The sequence below is a fragment of the Lactobacillus sp. UMNPBX17 genome, assembly GCF_002553735.1.
GTDB classification, from domain to species: domain Bacteria; phylum Bacillota; class Bacilli; order Lactobacillales; family Lactobacillaceae; genus Lactobacillus; species Lactobacillus gallinarum.
On the sequence record NZ_PCYT01000005.1, the window covers coordinates 1 to 19,186 of the forward strand.

14 protein-coding genes, 3 tRNA genes and 1 pseudogene are annotated in these 19,186 nt (G+C 37.6%); 17 read left to right on the top strand and 1 reads right to left on the bottom strand.

Annotated elements, in window-relative coordinates:
- From CP368_RS01675 to CP368_RS01725, 11 genes and pseudogenes are all read left to right on the top strand, one after another.
- A partial coding sequence (locus tag CP368_RS01675; protein ID WP_143468296.1) for an RNA-guided endonuclease TnpB family protein occupies nt 1-636 on the top strand: 636 nt, incomplete at its 5' end.
- Nucleotides 637-816: 180 nt separating this feature from the next.
- Nucleotides 817-2,198 (top strand): annotated as a pseudogene (gene gtfA, locus CP368_RS01680) (sucrose phosphorylase); the annotation flags it as partial.
- A 203-nt stretch (nt 2,199-2,401) separates the two neighbouring features.
- Nucleotides 2,402-2,473, top strand: a tRNA-Gln gene (locus CP368_RS01685).
- Between the two features lie 246 nt (nt 2,474-2,719).
- Nucleotides 2,720-3,760 carry a PTS transporter subunit IIC gene (locus CP368_RS01690; protein ID WP_098045692.1) on the top strand — a complete coding sequence of 347 codons (1,041 nt, stop codon included), beginning with the start codon at nt 2,720-2,722 and terminating at the stop codon, nt 3,758-3,760.
- Nucleotides 3,761-4,042: 282 nt separating this feature from the next.
- Nucleotides 4,043-5,566 (top strand): SLAP domain-containing protein, encoded by a 1,524-nt coding sequence (locus CP368_RS01695; protein WP_098045693.1) that lies wholly within the window; start codon nt 4,043-4,045, stop codon nt 5,564-5,566.
- Nucleotides 5,567-5,691: 125 nt separating this feature from the next.
- Nucleotides 5,692-6,216: a hypothetical protein gene (locus CP368_RS01700; protein ID WP_233185785.1), complete on the top strand. Its 525-nt coding sequence runs from the start codon at nt 5,692-5,694 to the stop codon at nt 6,214-6,216.
- A gap of 73 nt (nt 6,217-6,289) precedes the next feature.
- Nucleotides 6,290-6,371, top strand: a tRNA-Tyr gene (locus CP368_RS01705).
- A gap of 34 nt (nt 6,372-6,405) precedes the next feature.
- Nucleotides 6,406-6,477, top strand: a tRNA-Gln gene (locus CP368_RS01710).
- 188 nt (nt 6,478-6,665) lie between these two features.
- The gene (locus CP368_RS01715) at nt 6,666-8,252 is read left to right on the top strand and encodes a peptide ABC transporter substrate-binding protein (RefSeq protein ID WP_098045704.1); all 1,587 of its coding nucleotides are present in this window, start codon (nt 6,666-6,668) and stop codon (nt 8,250-8,252) included.
- Between the two features lie 117 nt (nt 8,253-8,369).
- A complete protein-coding gene (locus tag CP368_RS01720) occupies nt 8,370-9,485 on the top strand; it encodes a hypothetical protein (protein ID WP_025006042.1) in 1,116 nt (371 codons plus the stop codon).
- An 88-nt stretch (nt 9,486-9,573) separates the two neighbouring features.
- Nucleotides 9,574-10,275 (top strand): GntR family transcriptional regulator, encoded by a 702-nt coding sequence (locus CP368_RS01725; RefSeq protein ID WP_087175881.1) that lies wholly within the window; start codon nt 9,574-9,576, stop codon nt 10,273-10,275.
- A gap of 64 nt (nt 10,276-10,339) precedes the next feature.
- Here the strand turns inward: CP368_RS01725 and tagD are convergent, their stop codons facing one another.
- Nucleotides 10,340-10,726: a glycerol-3-phosphate cytidylyltransferase gene (tagD, locus tag CP368_RS01730; protein ID WP_025005397.1), complete on the bottom strand. Its 387-nt coding sequence runs from the start codon at nt 10,724-10,726 to the stop codon at nt 10,340-10,342.
- A 129-nt stretch (nt 10,727-10,855) separates the two neighbouring features.
- On the opposite strand from tagD, the gene CP368_RS01735 reads away from it, so the two are divergent.
- The 6 genes from CP368_RS01735 (at nt 10,856) to CP368_RS01760 (ending at nt 19,182) form a co-directional block, all read left to right on the top strand.
- Entirely contained in the window at nt 10,856-11,584 is a 729-nt protein-coding gene (locus CP368_RS01735; protein ID WP_025005398.1) for a WecB/TagA/CpsF family glycosyltransferase, read from the top strand.
- Between the two features lie 7 nt (nt 11,585-11,591).
- Nucleotides 11,592-12,692: a glycosyltransferase family 4 protein gene (locus CP368_RS01740; protein ID WP_025005399.1), complete on the top strand. Its 1,101-nt coding sequence runs from the start codon at nt 11,592-11,594 to the stop codon at nt 12,690-12,692.
- A gap of 84 nt (nt 12,693-12,776) precedes the next feature.
- On the top strand, nt 12,777-14,255 hold the full coding sequence (locus CP368_RS01745; protein WP_025005400.1) for a nicotinate phosphoribosyltransferase: 1,479 nt from the start codon (nt 12,777-12,779) through the stop codon (nt 14,253-14,255).
- On the top strand, nt 14,252-15,082 hold the full coding sequence (nadE, locus tag CP368_RS01750; protein WP_087175884.1) for an ammonia-dependent NAD(+) synthetase: 831 nt from the start codon (nt 14,252-14,254) through the stop codon (nt 15,080-15,082). The genes CP368_RS01745 and nadE overlap by 4 nt, the downstream gene beginning before the upstream one ends.
- Nucleotides 15,083-15,271: 189 nt before the next feature.
- Entirely contained in the window at nt 15,272-17,941 is a 2,670-nt protein-coding gene (locus CP368_RS01755; RefSeq protein WP_098045694.1) for a calcium-translocating P-type ATPase, PMCA-type, read from the top strand.
- 86 nt (nt 17,942-18,027) lie between these two features.
- Nucleotides 18,028-19,182: a CDP-glycerol glycerophosphotransferase family protein gene (locus CP368_RS01760; protein ID WP_098045695.1), complete on the top strand. Its 1,155-nt coding sequence runs from the start codon at nt 18,028-18,030 to the stop codon at nt 19,180-19,182.
- Nucleotides 19,183-19,186: the final 4 nt, after the last annotated feature.

Sequence of the window (19,186 nt, forward strand, 5' to 3'; positions counted from 1 at the left end):
CAAAGTCAAATTGGCATTGACCTTAACCTTGATAATTTCTTAACAGCATCTAACGGAGCAATGGTTGCTAATCCACGATTTTATTGCAAAACCAAAAAGAAGCTTGCCCATGCCCAACGTGTCTTGTCTCGCAGACAGCGCAGGGCTAAAAAAGAAGGACGCAATTTGCGGCTAGCAAAAAACTATCAAAAGCAGCGTTTAGTTGTAGCTAAACTGCACGACAAGATCAGAAGACAGCGTAATGACTTCTTGCAAGTACTCTCAACTGCACTAATCAAAAACCACGATTTAGTAGTTGCCGAGGAACTAAGAAGCAGAAATCTGTTAAAGAATCATGCCTTGTCTCAAGCCATTTCTGATGTTGGCTGGCGTAGTTTCCTGAACATGCTGGCTTATAAGGCAGATCTATATGGCAAAGAATTTCTAACAATTGATCCTAAGTACACCACCCAAAGATGCCATCAATGTGGCAGTATTATGGGGCAAAACGGTTATAAGAAATTAACCCTTAAGGATCGGGAATGGACTTGTCCAATCTGTCGAACGCATCATATTCGTGATTGGAATGCGGCCGTGAACATCTTAGAAAAAGGATTAGGCAAGTGGCAGAATCCTAAAATAAAAAAAGCAGCCTAGAAAGGCTGCAGTCCGCTAGCAACTCACGGACTTAAAAGGCTTTGGTAAATAGACGACCTCTATCGGTAATAGTCAAAAGACTATTGCTGGTAAGTCAAGTCCGTATCTAAGCAAGTTGGTGTTCTGGTTAGCGTAAGCTAACGAGCCACTAAGCCCTAGACTTCAGTCTAGGGTAGTTGACAAGATTTATCTTACGTAATGGACCATTATTTTAAAAAGGCGATTGGTGGCATTCACTTATTGCCAATTTTCCCATCAAACGGCGATCGTGGCTTTTCACCAACACGATATGATGTGGTTGATCCTAAATTTGGCTCTTGGGAAGACGTTGAAAAATTAGGTCAGCAATATTATTTGATGTTTGATTTTATGATCAATCATTTATCCAAGCATTCAGCTTATTTCCAAGATTTTGAGGCTAAGCATGATCAGAGCAAGTATAGTGATTTGTTCTTAAGCTGGGATAAGTTCTGGCCTGCTGGGCGACCAATACAAAAGGATATTGATTTAATTTATAAACGTAAAGCTAAAGCTCCATATCAAGATATTGAATTCAAAGATGGCAGTCATGAAAAGATGTGGAATACTTTTGGCCCCGATCAAATGGATTTGGATGTAAGAACTAAGACACTCAAGAATTTATTAAGAATAATTTGCAAAATTTGGCTAAGCATGGTGCTAGTCTGATTCGTCTGGACGCTTTTGCTTATGCCATTAAAAAACTAGATACCAATGATTTCTTTGTGGAGCCTGAAATTTGGTCATTGCTTGAAGAGGTAAATGATTATTTGAAAGACACTCCAGCAACGATTTTGCCAGAAATTCATGAGCATTACACTATGCCATTTAAGGTGGCTAAGCATGGCTACTTCATCTATGACTTTGCTTTGCCAATGGTCTTGCTATATTCACTTTATAGCGGTAATAGTACACAATTAGCTAACTGGTTAAAGAAGTGTCCAATGAAGCAATTTACTACGCTAGATACTCATGATGGGTTAGGGGTAGTTGATGCTAAGGATGTCTTGACCGATGAACAGATTGATTATACAACCAAAAAGCTCTATCAAATTGGCGCAAATGTTAAGAAGAAGTATTCAAGTGCTGAATATCATAATTTGGATATCTATCAGATTAATACTACTTATTATTCTGCATTAGGTAATGATGATAAAAAGTACTTCCTTGCTCGGTTATTGCAGATCTTTGCACCAGGTATTCCTCAAATTTATTATGTTGGTTTGCTTGCTGGTGAAAATGATATTAAATTGCTGGAAAAGACTAAAGAAGGTCGAGACATTAATCGTCACTATTACGAATTAGATGAAATCGAAAAACAAGTTCAAAGACCAGTGGTTAAATCATTAATTAAGTTATTAGAATTCCGCAACTCCGTGCCTGCATTTGATTTGAATGGATCAGTTGAGGTAGAAACGCCTAGTGAACATGAAATTGTGATTACTCAAATAAATAAGGATAAGACAGAAGTAGCTAGTGCACATGTAGATCTTAAAAATTTGACTTATCAAGTTAAATATAATGATCAAGTATTTGTATTTTAGGCAAAAAAGCCATTGTCTGCTCTTAATGGCATTTTTGTTTAACACTTAGTGTTGCACTTCAATTTTAAATCCGGAAAGAAATTTTTTACTGAAAAAATTTAAATTTTCTCTTGACCTTTTTGCCTGATTCTCCTATACTAATATCTGTTGAGTGATTGAGAGGTCATTCAAATAGAACCAATCAAGTAAAAAGGTTTGAAGATTGGGTTATAGCCAAGTGGTAAGGCAATGGTTTTTGGTACCATCATGCGCTGGTTCGAATCCAGCTAACCCAATAAGCAAGATCAGGCAGTGAGTCTGATCTTTTTTGTTTAAAAACAAAAGCCAACCTTAAAATAATCTTAACTATATTAAAAATAAAAAGTACAGTATAATATTTATCAGGAGAAAAACTAGGATGAGAATTTAATATTATTGCAGAGAGAGTCTGCGTTCTCGACTAGTTTTTCAAGTACAAGTGAAGCTCCAGAGACGTAAGTCCCTGGGGCTTTTTTCATTAAAATGAATTGAGGGAAGTTTATATGCGAAAAGATTTTAAAGAAAACCTTTTGAACATATTGAATGGTGTGAGTACTGGTGTAGTGATCGCGTTGGTACCAGGTGCATTAGTTAATGAACTAATGAAGAGCGTCGTGCATACTTGGCCTAGAGCACAAAATATTTTAACAATGACAACATTGATGAGTAGCTTGTTAGCCGTCTTTGCGGGATTGTGCGTGTCATATTTGCTCAAGTTCAACTTAATTCAGTCAGGTTCAATTACAGCGGCTGCGATGATTGCCAGTGGTGCATTTCAAGTGAAAAATGGTCAGATTATTTTGGCTGGTTCTGGGGATGTAATTAACATTGCGCTGACTATTTTCTTTGCGGCATTCTTAGGGAAGTTTTTGACGCCAAAATTGGGTAGTTATACTGTGCTTTTGTTGCCATTGATTGTGGCAGTGATCGCGGGTAGCGTAGGTCAATTCATGTTGCCTTACACAAAGATGATTACTGGTGCGGTAGGTCAGACGATCGGTACTTTGACTAACTTCCAACCACTCGTGATGGGGATGCTCATGGGTATTGCGTTTGCGGCCTTGATTGTGTCACCAATTTCTTCAGTAGGAATTGCTATGGCGATTGGAGTTGAGGGAATCGCCTCTGGTAGTGCTAACTTGGGTATCACTGCATGTGCGTTCACTTTGGCTATTATGAGTAGCAAGGTGAATGTTCTTGGTACGACAATTGCTCACTTCATTGGTACGCCAAAGATTCAGATGGCTAATATGTTGAAGAATCCAAGATTATTTTTACCAGTAATTGCATCCGCTGGAATTGCTGGATTAGTTGGTGCAATTTTTAAAATTAGTGGTACGGCTAATTCTGCTGGTTTTGGTTCAGCAGGTTTAATCGGACCGATTGCAGCATACCAAGAGATGGCTGGCGGACCACTGGCAATTGGCTTCATTTTGTTGTTATTTGCGGGGATGCCAATCTTGTTAGGATTTGTCATGAGATATATCTTCATTCAAAAGTTGCAATTCGTTCGTGAAGAGGATCTTGTTATTGAAGATAAGTAAAATGCGTAGACTGATTGTGGGTAAAAGTCAACACTTTGTGGAAAAGTTCACAAAATTGTAAAGCTTTGATTTTAATTTGTAACAGTGCGGTAACTACAGCTTAATAGTGGTGAGTTACCCTACTATGTGCAATATGAAGGCAGATTTCTTCATATTGTGTACTCATCTAAAAGTCGATTCTTTTGAATCGATAAGGCGCGATGGTATAATATATTCACAAGTAAACAAGAGATATTACTGCTTACTTATATGTATGTTTATACAAAAAAGGAGACCACATTTATGAAAAAGAATAGAAAAATGTTAGGCGTGGCTGCCGCTACTTTGTTGGCTGTTGCTCCAGTTGTAGCTTCAACTGTGCCTGTTAATGCTGCAAGCATTACATTAGGTACTACCACTACTAATACTACTAACAATGCTGGTACTACTAGTACACAAGCTCCAACTGATCGTCCATACTTTACTTTTAATAATCAAGTAATTGATGAAGCAACTACTGCCAATCCAAGTGCTAATGTAGTTCGTACTACTGTTGGTATTTCAAATGGTGAAGAATTATCAAGTGTTACAAAGAAGTTAAATGATCTTGGAATTAGCTTCCATGAAACTAACTCTAAGAGTACCCCTCTTAAATTGAGTGACACTGATGTTAAGAATGCTTTATTACAAAATCAAATTACTACTAAAGAAGTAACTGAAAAGCAAAAAGCTGCTAAAGGTAAGAAGGCTACCGAGGTTAAGAAGACAGTTATTGTTATTCCTTCAAATGTAAGTACATTTAATTTAACTTTAAATGGTACTTCAGGTACTCAAACTGCTACTATTCAAATTCCAGTAGTTGTATCAAATTCAGGTTCATCATCTACGGAAGCAACTGATGCACCAGTATTTAGTTGGACTTTGAATGGTCAAAACCAAACTGCTGGTTTAAATGGTCGTGTATTCCAAGTTGCAGTTAACTCAAACTTTAACCCAACTAACTTTACTGATAGTGAAGGCAATATCGTTGCAATTAGTGCTGTTCAAAACAAATACAATAACACATATGCTTCAATTACAACTTCAAGTCAAGTTAACGCTTCAGAAGCAGGACGTTACTACAATGTAACTTTAACTGCTACTGGTTTAACTGGTAAGAAGACAAATGTTACATACACTGTATTAGTAGCTCCAAGTTCACTTCAAACTTTGCATGCAGAAGCAGGACAAACTACTATTCCAACTTATAACATTTATGGTGATAACGCATTGCCAGGTTCAACCACTTTTAAAGATGGTGAACAAGTTTATGTTGGTGATCAAGCACGTACTGCTGCAGGCGTATCATATTCAAGAGTTTCAACTAAGTCAAAGAATGATGCTAACTCAAGCAATGTTTGGGTAAAGACTTCAGCACTTGTAAAACCAGCTGCTACTGAAAAAGGTGAATCTCACGTTGTTATGGTAGCTTCAAGAGCTTACGACAAGAACGGTAACTACTTAGGCCACATTTACGATACTTACACCAACATTGACATCGTTCCAAACATTGTAACTATCAAGGGTAAGACTTACTACAAGGTAGCTAACAAGGACGAATACGTTCGTGTAACTAACATTACTGGTACTCAACGTAAGTTGCGTCACAATGCCTACATTTACTGGTCATCATACCGTCGTACCCCGGGTACTGGTAAGATGTACAAGGGTCAAACTGTAACTACTTATGGTGCTTCATACAGATTCAAGAATGGCAAGAAGTACTACAGAATTGAAGGTTGCAGAAACAACAACAAGCGTTACATCAAGGCTGTAAACTTCTATTAAAAAGTAGAATTTAAATAAACGAAAAAGTCGGTGTAAAAATGCATCGGCTTTTTTGCTGTACAATTAAAGAAATGTATTAAGTAATAAGAGGCAAAGTTATTAGCTTATGGATATTTTTAATTATCTTGATTTATTCTTTTTTGAAAACTACGCTTGAGTATGAAACAGCGACCAGATTATCATTGATCATCATTCCGCTATATTCTGCGATTATGATGATTTTAGGCATAGGTCAAAATTTTACACCTCTAACTATGCTTGTTACGTTGTTCTTGATTTTGTTTGGTATTGCAATAGGACTGTTTCAAACACGCAATGTTAAAGTTAAGATTAGTAATGAAAAAGATAAGCTAGGATTACCTAAAGTTAAAATTAAAAGAGGTGGGCATTACTTAGTTGGTTGGATTATTATCTTCATTCTTGGTATTCTGGTCGAATTGTTCTACGGTGCAGAAATGGATAAAACAGAATTATCAGAAAAACTGATTATTGAAATCTTACGAGATATTTCTAGTATTGTCATGTTCACCAATAAGAGTTCTTGGTTCATTTGGGTACTCAACGTTAGTTCTAGTTGGACTTATGATACATATTTATTATTGGAATATCCTAAGTTGCGGCAATATGTGGTTTTACGTCAAAAGGATTAATTTATTTGCAAAAAAATTGAAAATACCCTTGCATTTTACCTGGATATTAGTTATTATAATTAAGTCAGCTAACGGAGGAGTAGCGAAGTGGCTAAACGCGGCGGTCTGTAAAACCGCTCTCTCTGAGTTCGGCGGTTCGAATCCACCCTCCTCCATTGTTGAACGACAAGTAAAAAGTTCAGCTGGTATTGGGTTATAGCCAAGTGGTAAGGCAATGGTTTTTGGTACCATCATGCGCTGGTTCGAATCCAGCTAACCCAATAGTTCTAAAAGAACACCCAACCCAAAGAAAAAGCATCATATGGTGCTTTTTCTTTTTTGCGTTTTTAGTTAAAACTGTTTGAAATATTTCTAACATAATGTATACTTATAAAATGTTAGCATTATACAAAAAGTAAGTAAAGGGGGAGATGACAATTAAAAAATTTAAGCGATTTTTTTCCGGATTAATGGTCATAGAAATGGGATTGGTGTTAGCTGCATGTTCCTCTAACAGTGGATTATCTCAAGCTAAGACTCAAACAATGAATACTTACGTCTCAAATGAAATTTCTACTTTAGATTCAAGTAAGTATGGTGATACTACTAGCTCAGAAGTATTACAGAATTCAATGGAAGGTTTGTACCGATTTGATAAAAATAATAAAGCTATTTTAGCTGGAGCTACTAGTGTTAAGCATTCTAAAGATCAACGCGTCTATACGTTTGATTTGCGTAAGAATGCAAAATGGTCTAATGGAGATCCAGTAACTGCAACGGATTATGTAACTGCTTGGCGCAGGACTGTAGATCCAAAAAATTCTTCATTAGATAGTGATAGCTATGCGATTATTAAAAATGGTACTAAAATTACACAAGGTAAGGCACCAGTTAACTCTTTAGGAATTAAGGCGTTAGGTAAATATAAATTACAGATTACTTTGGCTTATTCTATACCATATTTACCAGAAATTTTAGAGGGTGCACAATTTTATCCACAAAATACTAAACTCGTTAAAAAGTTAGGCTCTAAGTATGGAACTAGCAGTAAGAATTTAGTTTATAATGGACCATTTACAGTTACCGGTTGGACTGGCTCCAACTTAAAGTGGGTATATAAAAAGAATCCTAATTATTGGAATAAGAAAGATATTGTTTTAAATAAAGTCAACGTTCAAGTGGTACAAACACCATCGACAGGAGTGAACCTCTTTAGAAGTGGTCAACTTGACTATGCGGCTTTAACTTCGGATTTTGTTAAGCAATATGAAAAGAATCCTAATTTTCATACGCGTATAACGCCAACAAATGGTTACCTTTCATTCAATATTAAAAAGAAAGTAACCGGCAATGTTCATATTCGTCGAGCTATTAGTCAAGCGATCGATAAGCAGCAATTGGTTAAAACTATTTTGCATCAAGGTAAAGCAGCTAATGGTATTGTAGCGTCTGACTTTATTACTGATCAGTCAACTGGTAAAGATTACCGCCAAGATGCAGGTGATTTAGTAACTTATAATCCTAAGAATGCTCGTAAGGAATGGAACTTAGGCAAAAAAGAATTGGGCAAGGAAAAGATTAACCTAGAATTATTAACCTCTGACGTTGATGATTCTAAGCGTGTTGGTGAATTCATTCAAAGTAATTTGATGAAGAATCTTCCAGGTCTTAATTTAACAGTTAAATCGATTCCACTTAAATCACGGTTAGCTAATACCACTGATCATAATTATGATTTTGTCTTTGGTACTTGGCAGCCTAGTTATGAAGATCCGCTTGATTTCTTGACGGTGGGTGGTTTATTTAACCTGCAACCAGATTATCATAATGATAATTTCTGGCATCAAATTGATATGGCTAAAACCACTTATGCTACTAACCCAAAGAAGAGATTACAAGCTTTGATCAATGCCGAAAATCAATTGATCAAAAAGGATGCTTTTGCGGCACCGCTTTATCAAGCTGGTGTATCATACCTACTTAATAAGAAAGTGACTGGTTTCCAATTGTCACCTTACGGTAATGTCGCATATTATTGGAATGTAAAAATTAAATAAGATGTAATTGAGCAAATGCTTCAAAGCGTTTGCTCTTTTGGTGTAAAATATAAAATTGCGCCTTAAAAGAAAAAACAGGTAAAATAGAGGCTGACTTTTGACTAGAAAGGATTATTTATGGCTAGAATAATTAGAGTTGGCGGCTCTAGCAGCGCTACTAGTTGGCATGATGCATTAAATGATTTGCGTGCCGATGATGTATTGATGTTGGGACCCGGATATTATTATTTGCCTAGAGGTCGAGAATTAACCGATATTACAATTAAAGGAACTGGTAGTTTAGCTGAGGATACAACTATTTATGGTAACATCAGCGTTTCGGAAGATAGTCGTTATGTCACATTAGAAAATCTCTGCGTGAATACGACAACAGATAATAATAGTATTTTTGTACCAATAGAAACTAACGGTTATGTTACTTTAAGAAACTGTTGTGTTAAGGGGTATGGTACAGATACGGCAGCTATTGCCATTAATGGTAAAGTGACTCTTGAACTTTATTCAACTAAGATAACTGGTGGATCTGTTTCTATGTACGAAAATGCAGATTTTCGTTTAGAGATGAATGATTCACAAATTGATTATCCATCTGAAAATTATTGTGCTCTAGCTCTTGAAGGGCACGGAACGGCAATTATTAATAATTCTAATATTCGCGGCAGTATCAATACCTTTTTGAAAACAAATGCGGAATTGGATCTCAATAACTCTGAGGTCGATTATGTGTTATTGCACGGCCAAACTTGGATGAATATGCTTAATAGTACTCTTACTGCTAAGGATGATTCATGCCTTTATCTAAGTGATGATTGTTGGAGCAACATCGTTAATAGCAAATTTAACGGTGGGATTTATATCGATAAAAAGACGCATACTATTATCCAAAATTCAACTATTGATCGCATGATCGTAGTTGATGAGGCTAAGGTGACAATGAATAATTCCATTGTGATGGAGCATGCTGATTTTCAAGATAAGAGCAGTTGTGAGGCTACGCGGGTAACCTTTATCGGAAATATGAATTATGAATATTTTTTAGCCTTAAGTGGACATGCTCAATTGAATGGTCATGATTTAATTCTTCATCCTAACCAGGCGGATTTGGCAGTGCAGGACGAAGCTAAATTAAAGACCAACGTCTTAGCTGCGCAAACTGATACATTGAATGTGGAATATAATAAGCGTCCAAACGTTTATATTTTAGGGATGCACTGGACCGCTAAGAAAAAATAATCAGGAAAAATTAACTTAGTGTATGAAATGCAATCTAGACCAATTTAGCATATAATAATAATTGGTATTAAACTTTGGGGGTGTAGTTATGGAAGAACCAATGTACATCAAGATCCACAACCAGATTAAACGCGATATTGAAAACCACGTTTATAAAGTAGGGGACCGAATTCCAGCAGAACGTCAGCTATCAGTGCGCTTTGGCGTTTCACGGATGACTTTGCGCCAAGCAATTAAAACATTGGAAGAAGAAGGAATTCTTGAACGCCGACTAGGTAGCGGGACTTATGTTGCCAGTCAAAAAGTGCAAGAAAAAATGTCTGGTATCATGTCGTTTACTGAAATTACCAAAGCTAATGGCCAAGTACCTTCAAGTAAATTAATTTCCTATCAAGTAGGGAATCCATCTTTATCTGAAAAAGAACGCTTAGCTCTTAAGCAGGATGAAAATGTATTGCGCATGGAAAGAATTCGTTATGCAGATGATATTCCGATTTGTTATGAAGTAGTTACGGTGCCATATTATTTGGTTAAAGACTTTTCTAAAGAAGATATTTCTAGCCATTTGTATGAAACCTTGGAAAAGCGTAGCGGTTTTGAAATTGGCAAAGTAACGGAACACATTTCTGCGGCTATTGCTAATGAACAAGATGCGCGTTTATTGAAGGCCAAGAAGGGCGAAGCTTTAATTACTAGACGACAGGTAACTGAACTTTCAAGTGGTCAACCATTTGAATATACACGTGCTCGTTACGTGGCTGAACGATTTGAATTTACTTTTTCTAAGTAGAATTAAAAGGACAAAATAAAAACTCCAATTTCACTCAAAAACTTGAGTGGAACTGGAGCTTTTTTTATTTTAGATCTTCTTTGATTTTAGTGGTTGAAATCCCTGGTGTTCTTGGCAAGTAAACAACCTTACAATAAGGCTTTAAGAAGTCAAACTTGCCTTCCCAATCGCTGCCCATTACAAAAGTATCGACATTGTACTTTTTAATATCGTCGATTTTTTGGTCCCAATCTTTTTCAGGGATAACCTCATCAACGTAGCGAATAGCTTCCAAAATATATTTGCGTTCGGGATAAGTATTGTAAGCTTCCTTGTGCTTTTTGAATTCATTAAATTCATCAGTAGAAAGTCCTACAATTAAATAATCGCCTAATTCTTTAGCTCTTTTAAGCAGACGAACATGACCATAGTGAAGCAGGTCAAACGTGCCATAAGTAATTACCTTTTTCATTTTTTCTCCTTTTAACAAGACAATCTTATCATGTTTGAAGAAAAGATAAAACTTGAATATCATACGCGTACTTGCTTATTCCAATGGTAAAATAGATACTAGATGAAAAGACGCGTGAGGTGTGTGGAAATGGATAAAGTTAATATTTTAGGCGTTAATTTTGATAATAAAACTTTTAATCAATTTCAAAATGAATTTATTAGTCGACTGAATGATCACTTATCTACTTTTGTAGTAACTGCTAATCCTGAAATCGTAATGGCAGCTAACGAAAACCCAGAATTCATGAAAATTTTAAAAAATGATACAGATTATATCACTGCGGATGGTATAGGTATTGTTAAGGCGGCTAAGATGATTAAGCAGCCACTACCTGAAAGAGTGACGGGTTATGACTTGTTCACTTGGTTAATGAGTGTGGCTAACGACCGCGGCAGTCGCGTCTACCTGATTGGTGCTAAGCCGGCAGTAATTCATGCTGTGCAAGCTAAGGTAGCTAAAGAATACCCTAATATTAACTTAGTCGGCGCAGAAGATGGCTACTTTAAGGGAGACTTAGATTTAGTGGCTCGTAGAATTCAAAAAACACAACCAGATATGGTCTTCGCAGCGCTAGGTTTTCCTAAGCAAGAAAAACTGCTAGCTATTTTACGTAGAAATGAAACTCCAGCCTTAATGATGGGTGTAGGTGGCAGTTTTGACGTTTTCTCTGGCATGGTCAAAAGAGCACCGGAAATTTTTCAAAAGACGCATCTAGAATGGTTCTATCGTTTGATTACTAATCCATCTCGTTTTAAGCGAATGATGGTATTGCCTAAATTTGTTGTACGCGTTAAGCAATCGAAGAGAGGAAAATAATTAATTGATGAAGGTTTTGCATGTAAATGCTGGTCTTGAAAATGGTGGCGGTTTATCACATATTGTTAATTTATTAACTGAAGCCAAAAATGAAGGTAAAGATTTTGAATTATTGACTTTAGCTGAAGGTCCTGTAGCTCAGGCAGCTCGTGCAAAGGGGATTACTACCCATGTGCTTGGTGCTAATAGTCGTTATGATTTGGCTAGTTTACGTAAGTTAACCCAATTTATTAACAATGGGCATTATGACATTGTGCATACGCATGGGGCTAGAGCCAACCTTTTTCTTTCTCTAATTTATAAAAAAATCAAAGCAACTTGGTGCATTACTGTGCATTCAGATCCCTACTTGGATTTTGAGGAGCGTGGCATTTTAGGAAAAATTTTCACCAAGCTTAATTTGCGTGCGCTAAGAAAAGCTGATTGTGTTTTTGCAGTCACTAATCGTTTTGCACAGCTGCTCATTAATAAAGTACAAGTGGATAAAAGTAAGGTACATGTAATTTATAATGGTATCTTTTTCCACAGCGATAGTGAGATTCCCGCTAAATATGAGCATACTTATTTCAATATTATTAATGTTGCCCGTACTGAAAAGGTTAAGGGTCAAGAATTGCTTTTAAAAGCTGTTAAAAAACTGGACGACCAACATATTCGTTTGCATATTGCAGGAGATGGTAGTCAGCTTGAGGCTTTAAAGGCTTTGACCAGACAATTAGACATGGCACCGCAAGTAACCTTTCACGGTTTTATGACTCATCATCAGCTTAGCGGCTTATATAAGCGAATTGATTTGGCAGTTCTTACTTCATATTCAGAGAGTTTTCCACTTGTGCTTTTAGAAGCCACAGATAATTTAATCCCAATTTTGTCCACAGATGTTGGGGATATTCACAAGATGATTCCTGGGCCAGAATACGGCTTTATTGCTAAAACCGGTGATATTGATTCGATTGCAAAGGCAATTGGCGAAGCGGTAGATAAGTCAAACAAAGAATTGCGTCAAATTGCCAATAATGAGAAACGTTATGCGGAAGAACACTTTTCTGTAAGAAATCAATTAGAGACAATTCAAAAAGTTTACGACACATTGTCAAAAAACGTCTAAGAAAATCAAGTTCAAAAATAGCAATGTGATAGTATTGGCTGTATAATAATGAAAAATGAAATTTTAATTACAGAAAGGGAAACAATGTTTTACCCAGAATTAGACAAAGACGATTCACTCGCTTTGCATACTGATTTATACGAAATTAATATGATGTATACCTACTTCAAGAAAGGGATTGCCGATCGCAATGCTGTTTTTGAAGCTTTTTATAGAACTGAGCCATTCGGCAACGGTTATGCTGTTTATGCTGGTTTGGAACACATTATTGATTATTTAAAGAATTTAAAGTTTAAAGAAAGCGACCTGCAATATCTGAAAGAGCAGGAAGGCTATGATGATGACTTTATTGATTACTTGCGTAATTTAAAGCTCAAGCTCACCATCCGTTCAATGAAGGAAGGGGAATTGGTATTTGCAAATGAACCAATTTTACAAGTTGAAGGTCCTCTTGCTCAATGTCAATTAGTTGAAACTGCTATTTTGAACATCATCAACTTCCAAACTTTGCTTGCTACCAAGGCTGCAAGAATTAGATTGGCAGTTAAAGATGATAGTTTGATGGAATTCGGTTCACGTCGTGCCCAAGAAACTGACGCAGCTATCTGGGGTGCACGTGCCGCTTACATCGGTGGTTTTGACTCAACCAGTAACGTTCGTGCCGGTAAATTATTCGGTATTCCAATCACCGGTACTCATGCTCACGCTTTAGTTGAAGCATTCGGCAGTGAATACGAAGCCTTCAAGGCATACGCTGAAACCCACAAGGATTGTGTCTTCTTGGTAGATACTTACGACACTGTTAGAAGTGGTGTGCCTAACGCAATCAAGGTTGCTAACGAAATGGGCGACAAGATCAACTTCTTAGGTGTTCGTATCGACTCCGGCGACATGGCCTACATTTCTAAGCAAGTTCGTAAGGAATTGGACGATGCCGGTTATCCTAATGCTAAGATTTTTGCCTCAAACGATTTGGACGAAAACACCATCACTAACTTGAAGATGCAAGGTGCCAAGATCGATGTTTGGGGTATCGGTACTAAGTTCATTACCGCTTATGACCAACCAGCCCTTGGTGCAGTTTACAAGTTAGTTGCCATGGAAGACGAAATGCACGCAATGCGTGACACCTTGAAGATTTCTTCTAACGCAATCAAGGTATCTACTCCAGGCAAGAAGCAAGTATGGCGTATCAGTGCTAACACTGCTAAGAAAAATGAAGGTGATTGGGTATCTCGCTATGACGAAGACCCACGTAAGTTTGACGCATTGTTCATGTTCCACCCTCAATATACTTACATCAACAAGGTGGTTACTGATTACACTGCTATTCCGCTTTTACACGACATCTTTAAGGAAGGTAAGCTCGTTTACAATCAACCTAGCCTTGATGAAATTAAAAAGTTTGTTGCTGATAATTTGGATGGCTTATGGGATGAATACAAGCGCAGCTTGAACCCACAAGAATATCCAGTTGATTTATCACAAAACTTGTATGAGAGTAAGATGGATCTTATTCAAGATATTCGTCGTAAGATTAGAGAAAGAAGCATTGGTCGATGAGAGAGTTACAAAAAGAAATTATTGCCTATGAACATGTTTTACCTGAAATTGATCCTAAAAAAGAAATCAGACGTTCAATTGATTTTTTAAAGGATTATTTAAAGGCTAATCCATTTTTGAAGTCATATGTGTTGGGCATTTCTGGTGGTCAAGATTCTACTTTAACTGGTAAGCTTTGCCAAATGGCAATTGAAGAAATGCGTGAAGAAACTGGTGATGATTCTTACCAATTTATCGCTGTACGTTTGCCATACGGCGTTCAAGCTGATGCTAGTGATGCTGCAGATGCTGTAGCTTTTCAAAAGCCTGATCAAGATTTAATTGTTAACATCAAGGAACCAGTAGATGCTATGGTGAAAGTAGTTGAAGCTAGTGGCCAAAAGATTACTGACTTTAACAAGGGTAATATCAAGGCTCGTCAAAGAATGGTTGTGCAATATGCCATTGCCGGTGCTAACAAGGGTGCCGTAGTTGGTACTGATCATGCTGCTGAAAACTTTAGTGGTTTTTACACTAAATTTGGTGATGGTGCCGCTGACTTAACTCCACTGTTCCGCTTAGACAAGCGCCAAGGCAAGATGCTTTTGAAGGAGTTAGGTTGCCCTGCTCATCTTTATGAAAAGGCTCCTACAGCTGACCTTGAAGAAGAAAAGCCAGATTTGCCAGATGAAGTTGCTTTGGGTGTAACTTACAAGGAAATCGATGACTACCTTGAAGGCAAGGAAGTTAGCGATAAAGCAGCTGATCAAATCGAAAAGTTATGGAAGAAGAGTGAACACAAGCGTCATTTGCCAGTTACTGTTTTTGATGATTTTTACAAGAAATAATCATTCACTAAAACTTGTTAAAGATTCAAAACCTTCTTATAATGAACTTGATCATAAGGGAGTAACGGCAATTTGCTTGCGGTAAATCCAACAGCCGAAGTAATCACTTCTGGATTTACCTTAATTTGTGAGACTTATGTGCTACAAGCATGTAAGTCTCTTTTTTATTATGAGAAAGGATGAAATAAAATGGCTCGAAAATATTACACAGAGACAATTCCCGATGTCGTTGATAATTTGAATACCGCCATCGACACTGGCTTGTCTAGTGAAGAAGCCAAAAAGAGATTAACAAAGTATGGTCCGAATTCTCTTGCTTCTAAAAAGAAGAAGAGCATGTTCATGCGCTTTGTTGATCAATTTAAAGATTTTATGATCATTGTTTTGATCATTGCTGCAATTCTTAGTGGGGTAGTTGCCCATGAATGGACAGACGCCGCAATTATCATGATCGTGGTTATTCTGAACGCTGTTTTAGGGGTAATTCAAGAGGCACGTTCTGAAGCTGCGATCGACGCATTAAAGCAGATGGCAACGCCGAGTGCGCATGTGCGGCGAGATAATGCTATTGTACAAATTCCAAGTACAGAACTTGTACCAGGCGATATTGTCTTGCTTGAAGCTGGAGATGTTGTTCCAGCTGATCTGCGGTTAATTAGAGCACATAGCTTAAAAATTGAAGAAGCTGCTTTAACCGGTGAATCGGTTCCTGTTGATAAAAGCGATGAAACTCTTCAAGGTGATGACATTGCCTTGGCTGATCGAATTAACATGGCTTATTCTAGTACCAATGTTACTTATGGTCGCGGTGAAGGGATTGTCGTTGGAACAGGGATGAATACCGAAGTTGGTAAGATCGCCACGATGCTTAACAATGCCGATGAAACCGACACTCCTTTGAAGGGAAACTTGAACCATTTAGGCAAGATCTTGACGATCATGATTTTGGCTATTTGTGTGATTGTGTTTGTTGTCGGGATGTTTACCAAGCAAGGCACGGAGCCAATGAATGCTTTGCTGATTGATATGTTCTTAGTTGCTGTTTCACTTGCCGTAGCTGCTATTCCAGAAGGACTTCCAGCAATTGTTACGATTATTTTGGCTTTAGGTACGCAAACAATGGCCAAACACAAGGCTATCGTCAGAAAATTGCCAGCTGTTGAAACTTTAGGTGCTACTGACATTATTTGTTCAGATAAGACTGGTACTTTGACCCAAAACCGGATGACCGTCGAAAAGATTTTTTATCGCGGCAGTTTGCATGATGATAATGATGAAATCGAGGAGGACAATCCGGCCTTATTATCAATGGTCTTGGCCAATGACACAAAGATTGAAAATGGTGGGGACTTGCTAGGTGATCCTACCGAAACGGCTTTGATTCAATATGCTTTTGATCAAAACATTAATGTTCATGACTTGCTTGAAGAACACAAGAGAGTGCAAGAAGTACCATTTGATTCAGAACGTAAGTTAATGAGTACCGTTAATAAGTATGGCGATAAGTTCTTTGTTGCCGTTAAGGGTGCTCCTGATGAATTACTTAAGCGCGTAACTTCGGTCAAAATTAATGGTGAAATTTCACCAATTACTGCAGAGCAAAAACAAGATATTTTACAAACTAACAAAGATATGGCTAAAAAAGCCTTGCGTGTCTTGGGCCTAGCTTACAAGATAGTTGATCAGACTTACGATGATCCAAGTACTGATAACGTGGAACAGGATTTAATTTTTGCAGGACTTGTTGGCATGATTGATCCAGAACGGCCTGAAGCAAAAGCTGCCGTAGCCGAAGCTCACAGCGCTGGTATTAGAACCGTTATGATTACTGGTGACCACCAAGTAACGGCTCAAGCGATTGCGGAAAGATTGGGGATCTTAGAGCCAGGACATGACGAACGTGTTTTGACTGGTGCACAGCTTGATCAATTAAGCGATGATTACTTTACTAAGCATGTTGGTGACTATAACGTTTATGCTCGTGTGTCGCCAGAGCATAAAGTAAGAATTGTGAAGGCATGGCAGGCAAATGATAAGATCGTTGCCATGACTGGTGACGGTGTTAACGACGCTCCAAGTTTAAAGCAAGCTGATATCGGGATCGGTATGGGAATTACCGGTACTGAAGTGTCTAAAGGTGCTGCCGATATGGTCTTAGCCGATGATAACTTTGCGACAATTGTTGAAGCAGTTAAGCAAGGACGCAAAGTCTTTAGCAATATTCAAAAGGCGATTCTTTACTTAATGAGTTGTAACGTCGGTGAAGTGTTAACCGTCTTTATGATGACGATGCTAGGCTGGGATATCTTAGCTCCAGTGCAGCTTCTTTGGATTAACTTGGTAACTGATACCTTGCCAGCCATCGCCTTAGGTGTGGAGCCAGTTGAAGATGGCATCATGAAGCGTAAGCCTCGTGGTAAAAAGTCTAACTTCTTTAGCGGCGGTGTAGCTAGCTCAATTATTTATCAAGGTATTTTGGAAGGAATCCTAGTGTTAGGTGCTTACCAGTTTGGTCTGCATGTTGGTCTACATATTGATAATCCAGCTTTGCAGCATGGGGATGCTTTAACCATGGCTTTCTTGACTTTAGGCTTGATTCAATTGTTCCATGCAATTAATTCAAAGTACTTACATCAATCTATTTTTAGAAGACATACCTTTTCTAACAAATGGTTCAATGGTGCGATCATCATCTCTGCTTTAGTGATGTCAGCCGTTGAGTTGCCGTTTATGACTAGATTCTTTGATGTCACTGAACTTAATGGTGCACAATGGGCAGTCGTATTAATAGCTGGACTTTGCATGATTTTGATCGTGGAAATCATTAAATTCTTTGAAAGAAGAGCCGGCAAAAGATAAAGTTTAGCAAAATAAACGAAAAAAGCTTGAGTAAACTCAGGCTTTTTTTGTATGCTTAAATCAGATTATTTTGAGGAAGTTATCAGATGAAAAGTTTTTTATTCCGCCTATATTTAGCATTGATGAAATTTAGAGCGCATTTTACGACGATGGAAAATAATAATATCGTTATCTTAAATGGCTCAGGTCGGTCAGGTTCAAATGGCTATGCCTTTTATAAATGGCTATTGCTTAATCATCCCGAATATAACGTCAGCTTGATTGAACCATGGCCATCATCTCACTTGAAATGGGAAGCCTGGCAAAAGATCGGTGCGGCGCGTTACGTCATTACAACGCACCAACCATTTAAAGTACGCAAGCATCAAATTAACGTTCAGCTTTGGCACGGTGTTCCACTTAAGCGGATGGGGATCATGGCAAACAATACTCGCTATCGTGATAATAAGCGTAATGAAAAATTGTGGCATAAGAATGCAGATATCGTCGCTTCAAGTTCAGATTTGTATGAGACACTCATGAGCGCCTGTATGGCGATCGAAACTGAAAAGTACCATAAGTTAGGCTTTCCTCGTCTAGATCTACTAGATAAGCCTGTTATTAGCAAAAAGCAATTATTAAAAGATTTGTTTAACACTACTGATTCAGAAGCACAGATCGGGATTTACATGCCTACGTTTAGGTATGAGTTAGAAGATAAGACGATTATGGATAAAATCAAAGAAGGTAACTTTTTTGCATTTGAAGACTTCGATGGGGAAAAATTAAACGCCGAATTAGCTAAGCGACATCAATACTTAATTGTGAAATTGCATCCCTACGAAATGCGCTTATTCGCTAACTTCAAGAGTAATTATTCCAACATTGCCTTTTTAAACAATGATTACTTATTTGACCACAATTATGATTTGTATGAACTCTTGGGCGATACCGATTTCTTGATGACCGATTTTTCATCGATTTATTTCGATTATCTGCATCTTAATAAACCGATTGTCTTTGTCACTAACTTCTTACAGCAATATAAAAAGACGCGTGGACTTCTGCTTAGTCCGTATGATGAAATTACACCGGGTATTTGCGTTAATTCAGAAGCGGAATTAATCAATAATTTGGATCATCTTGATAATCAACAAATTGTCAATCGGCGTCTTTACTGGCTGCATTTAACCAGTGAGGCTAAGGGTGATTCATACTGTCAAAATGTCTTTGAATATATGACTCAAGAATATCGAGGTTAAGGTA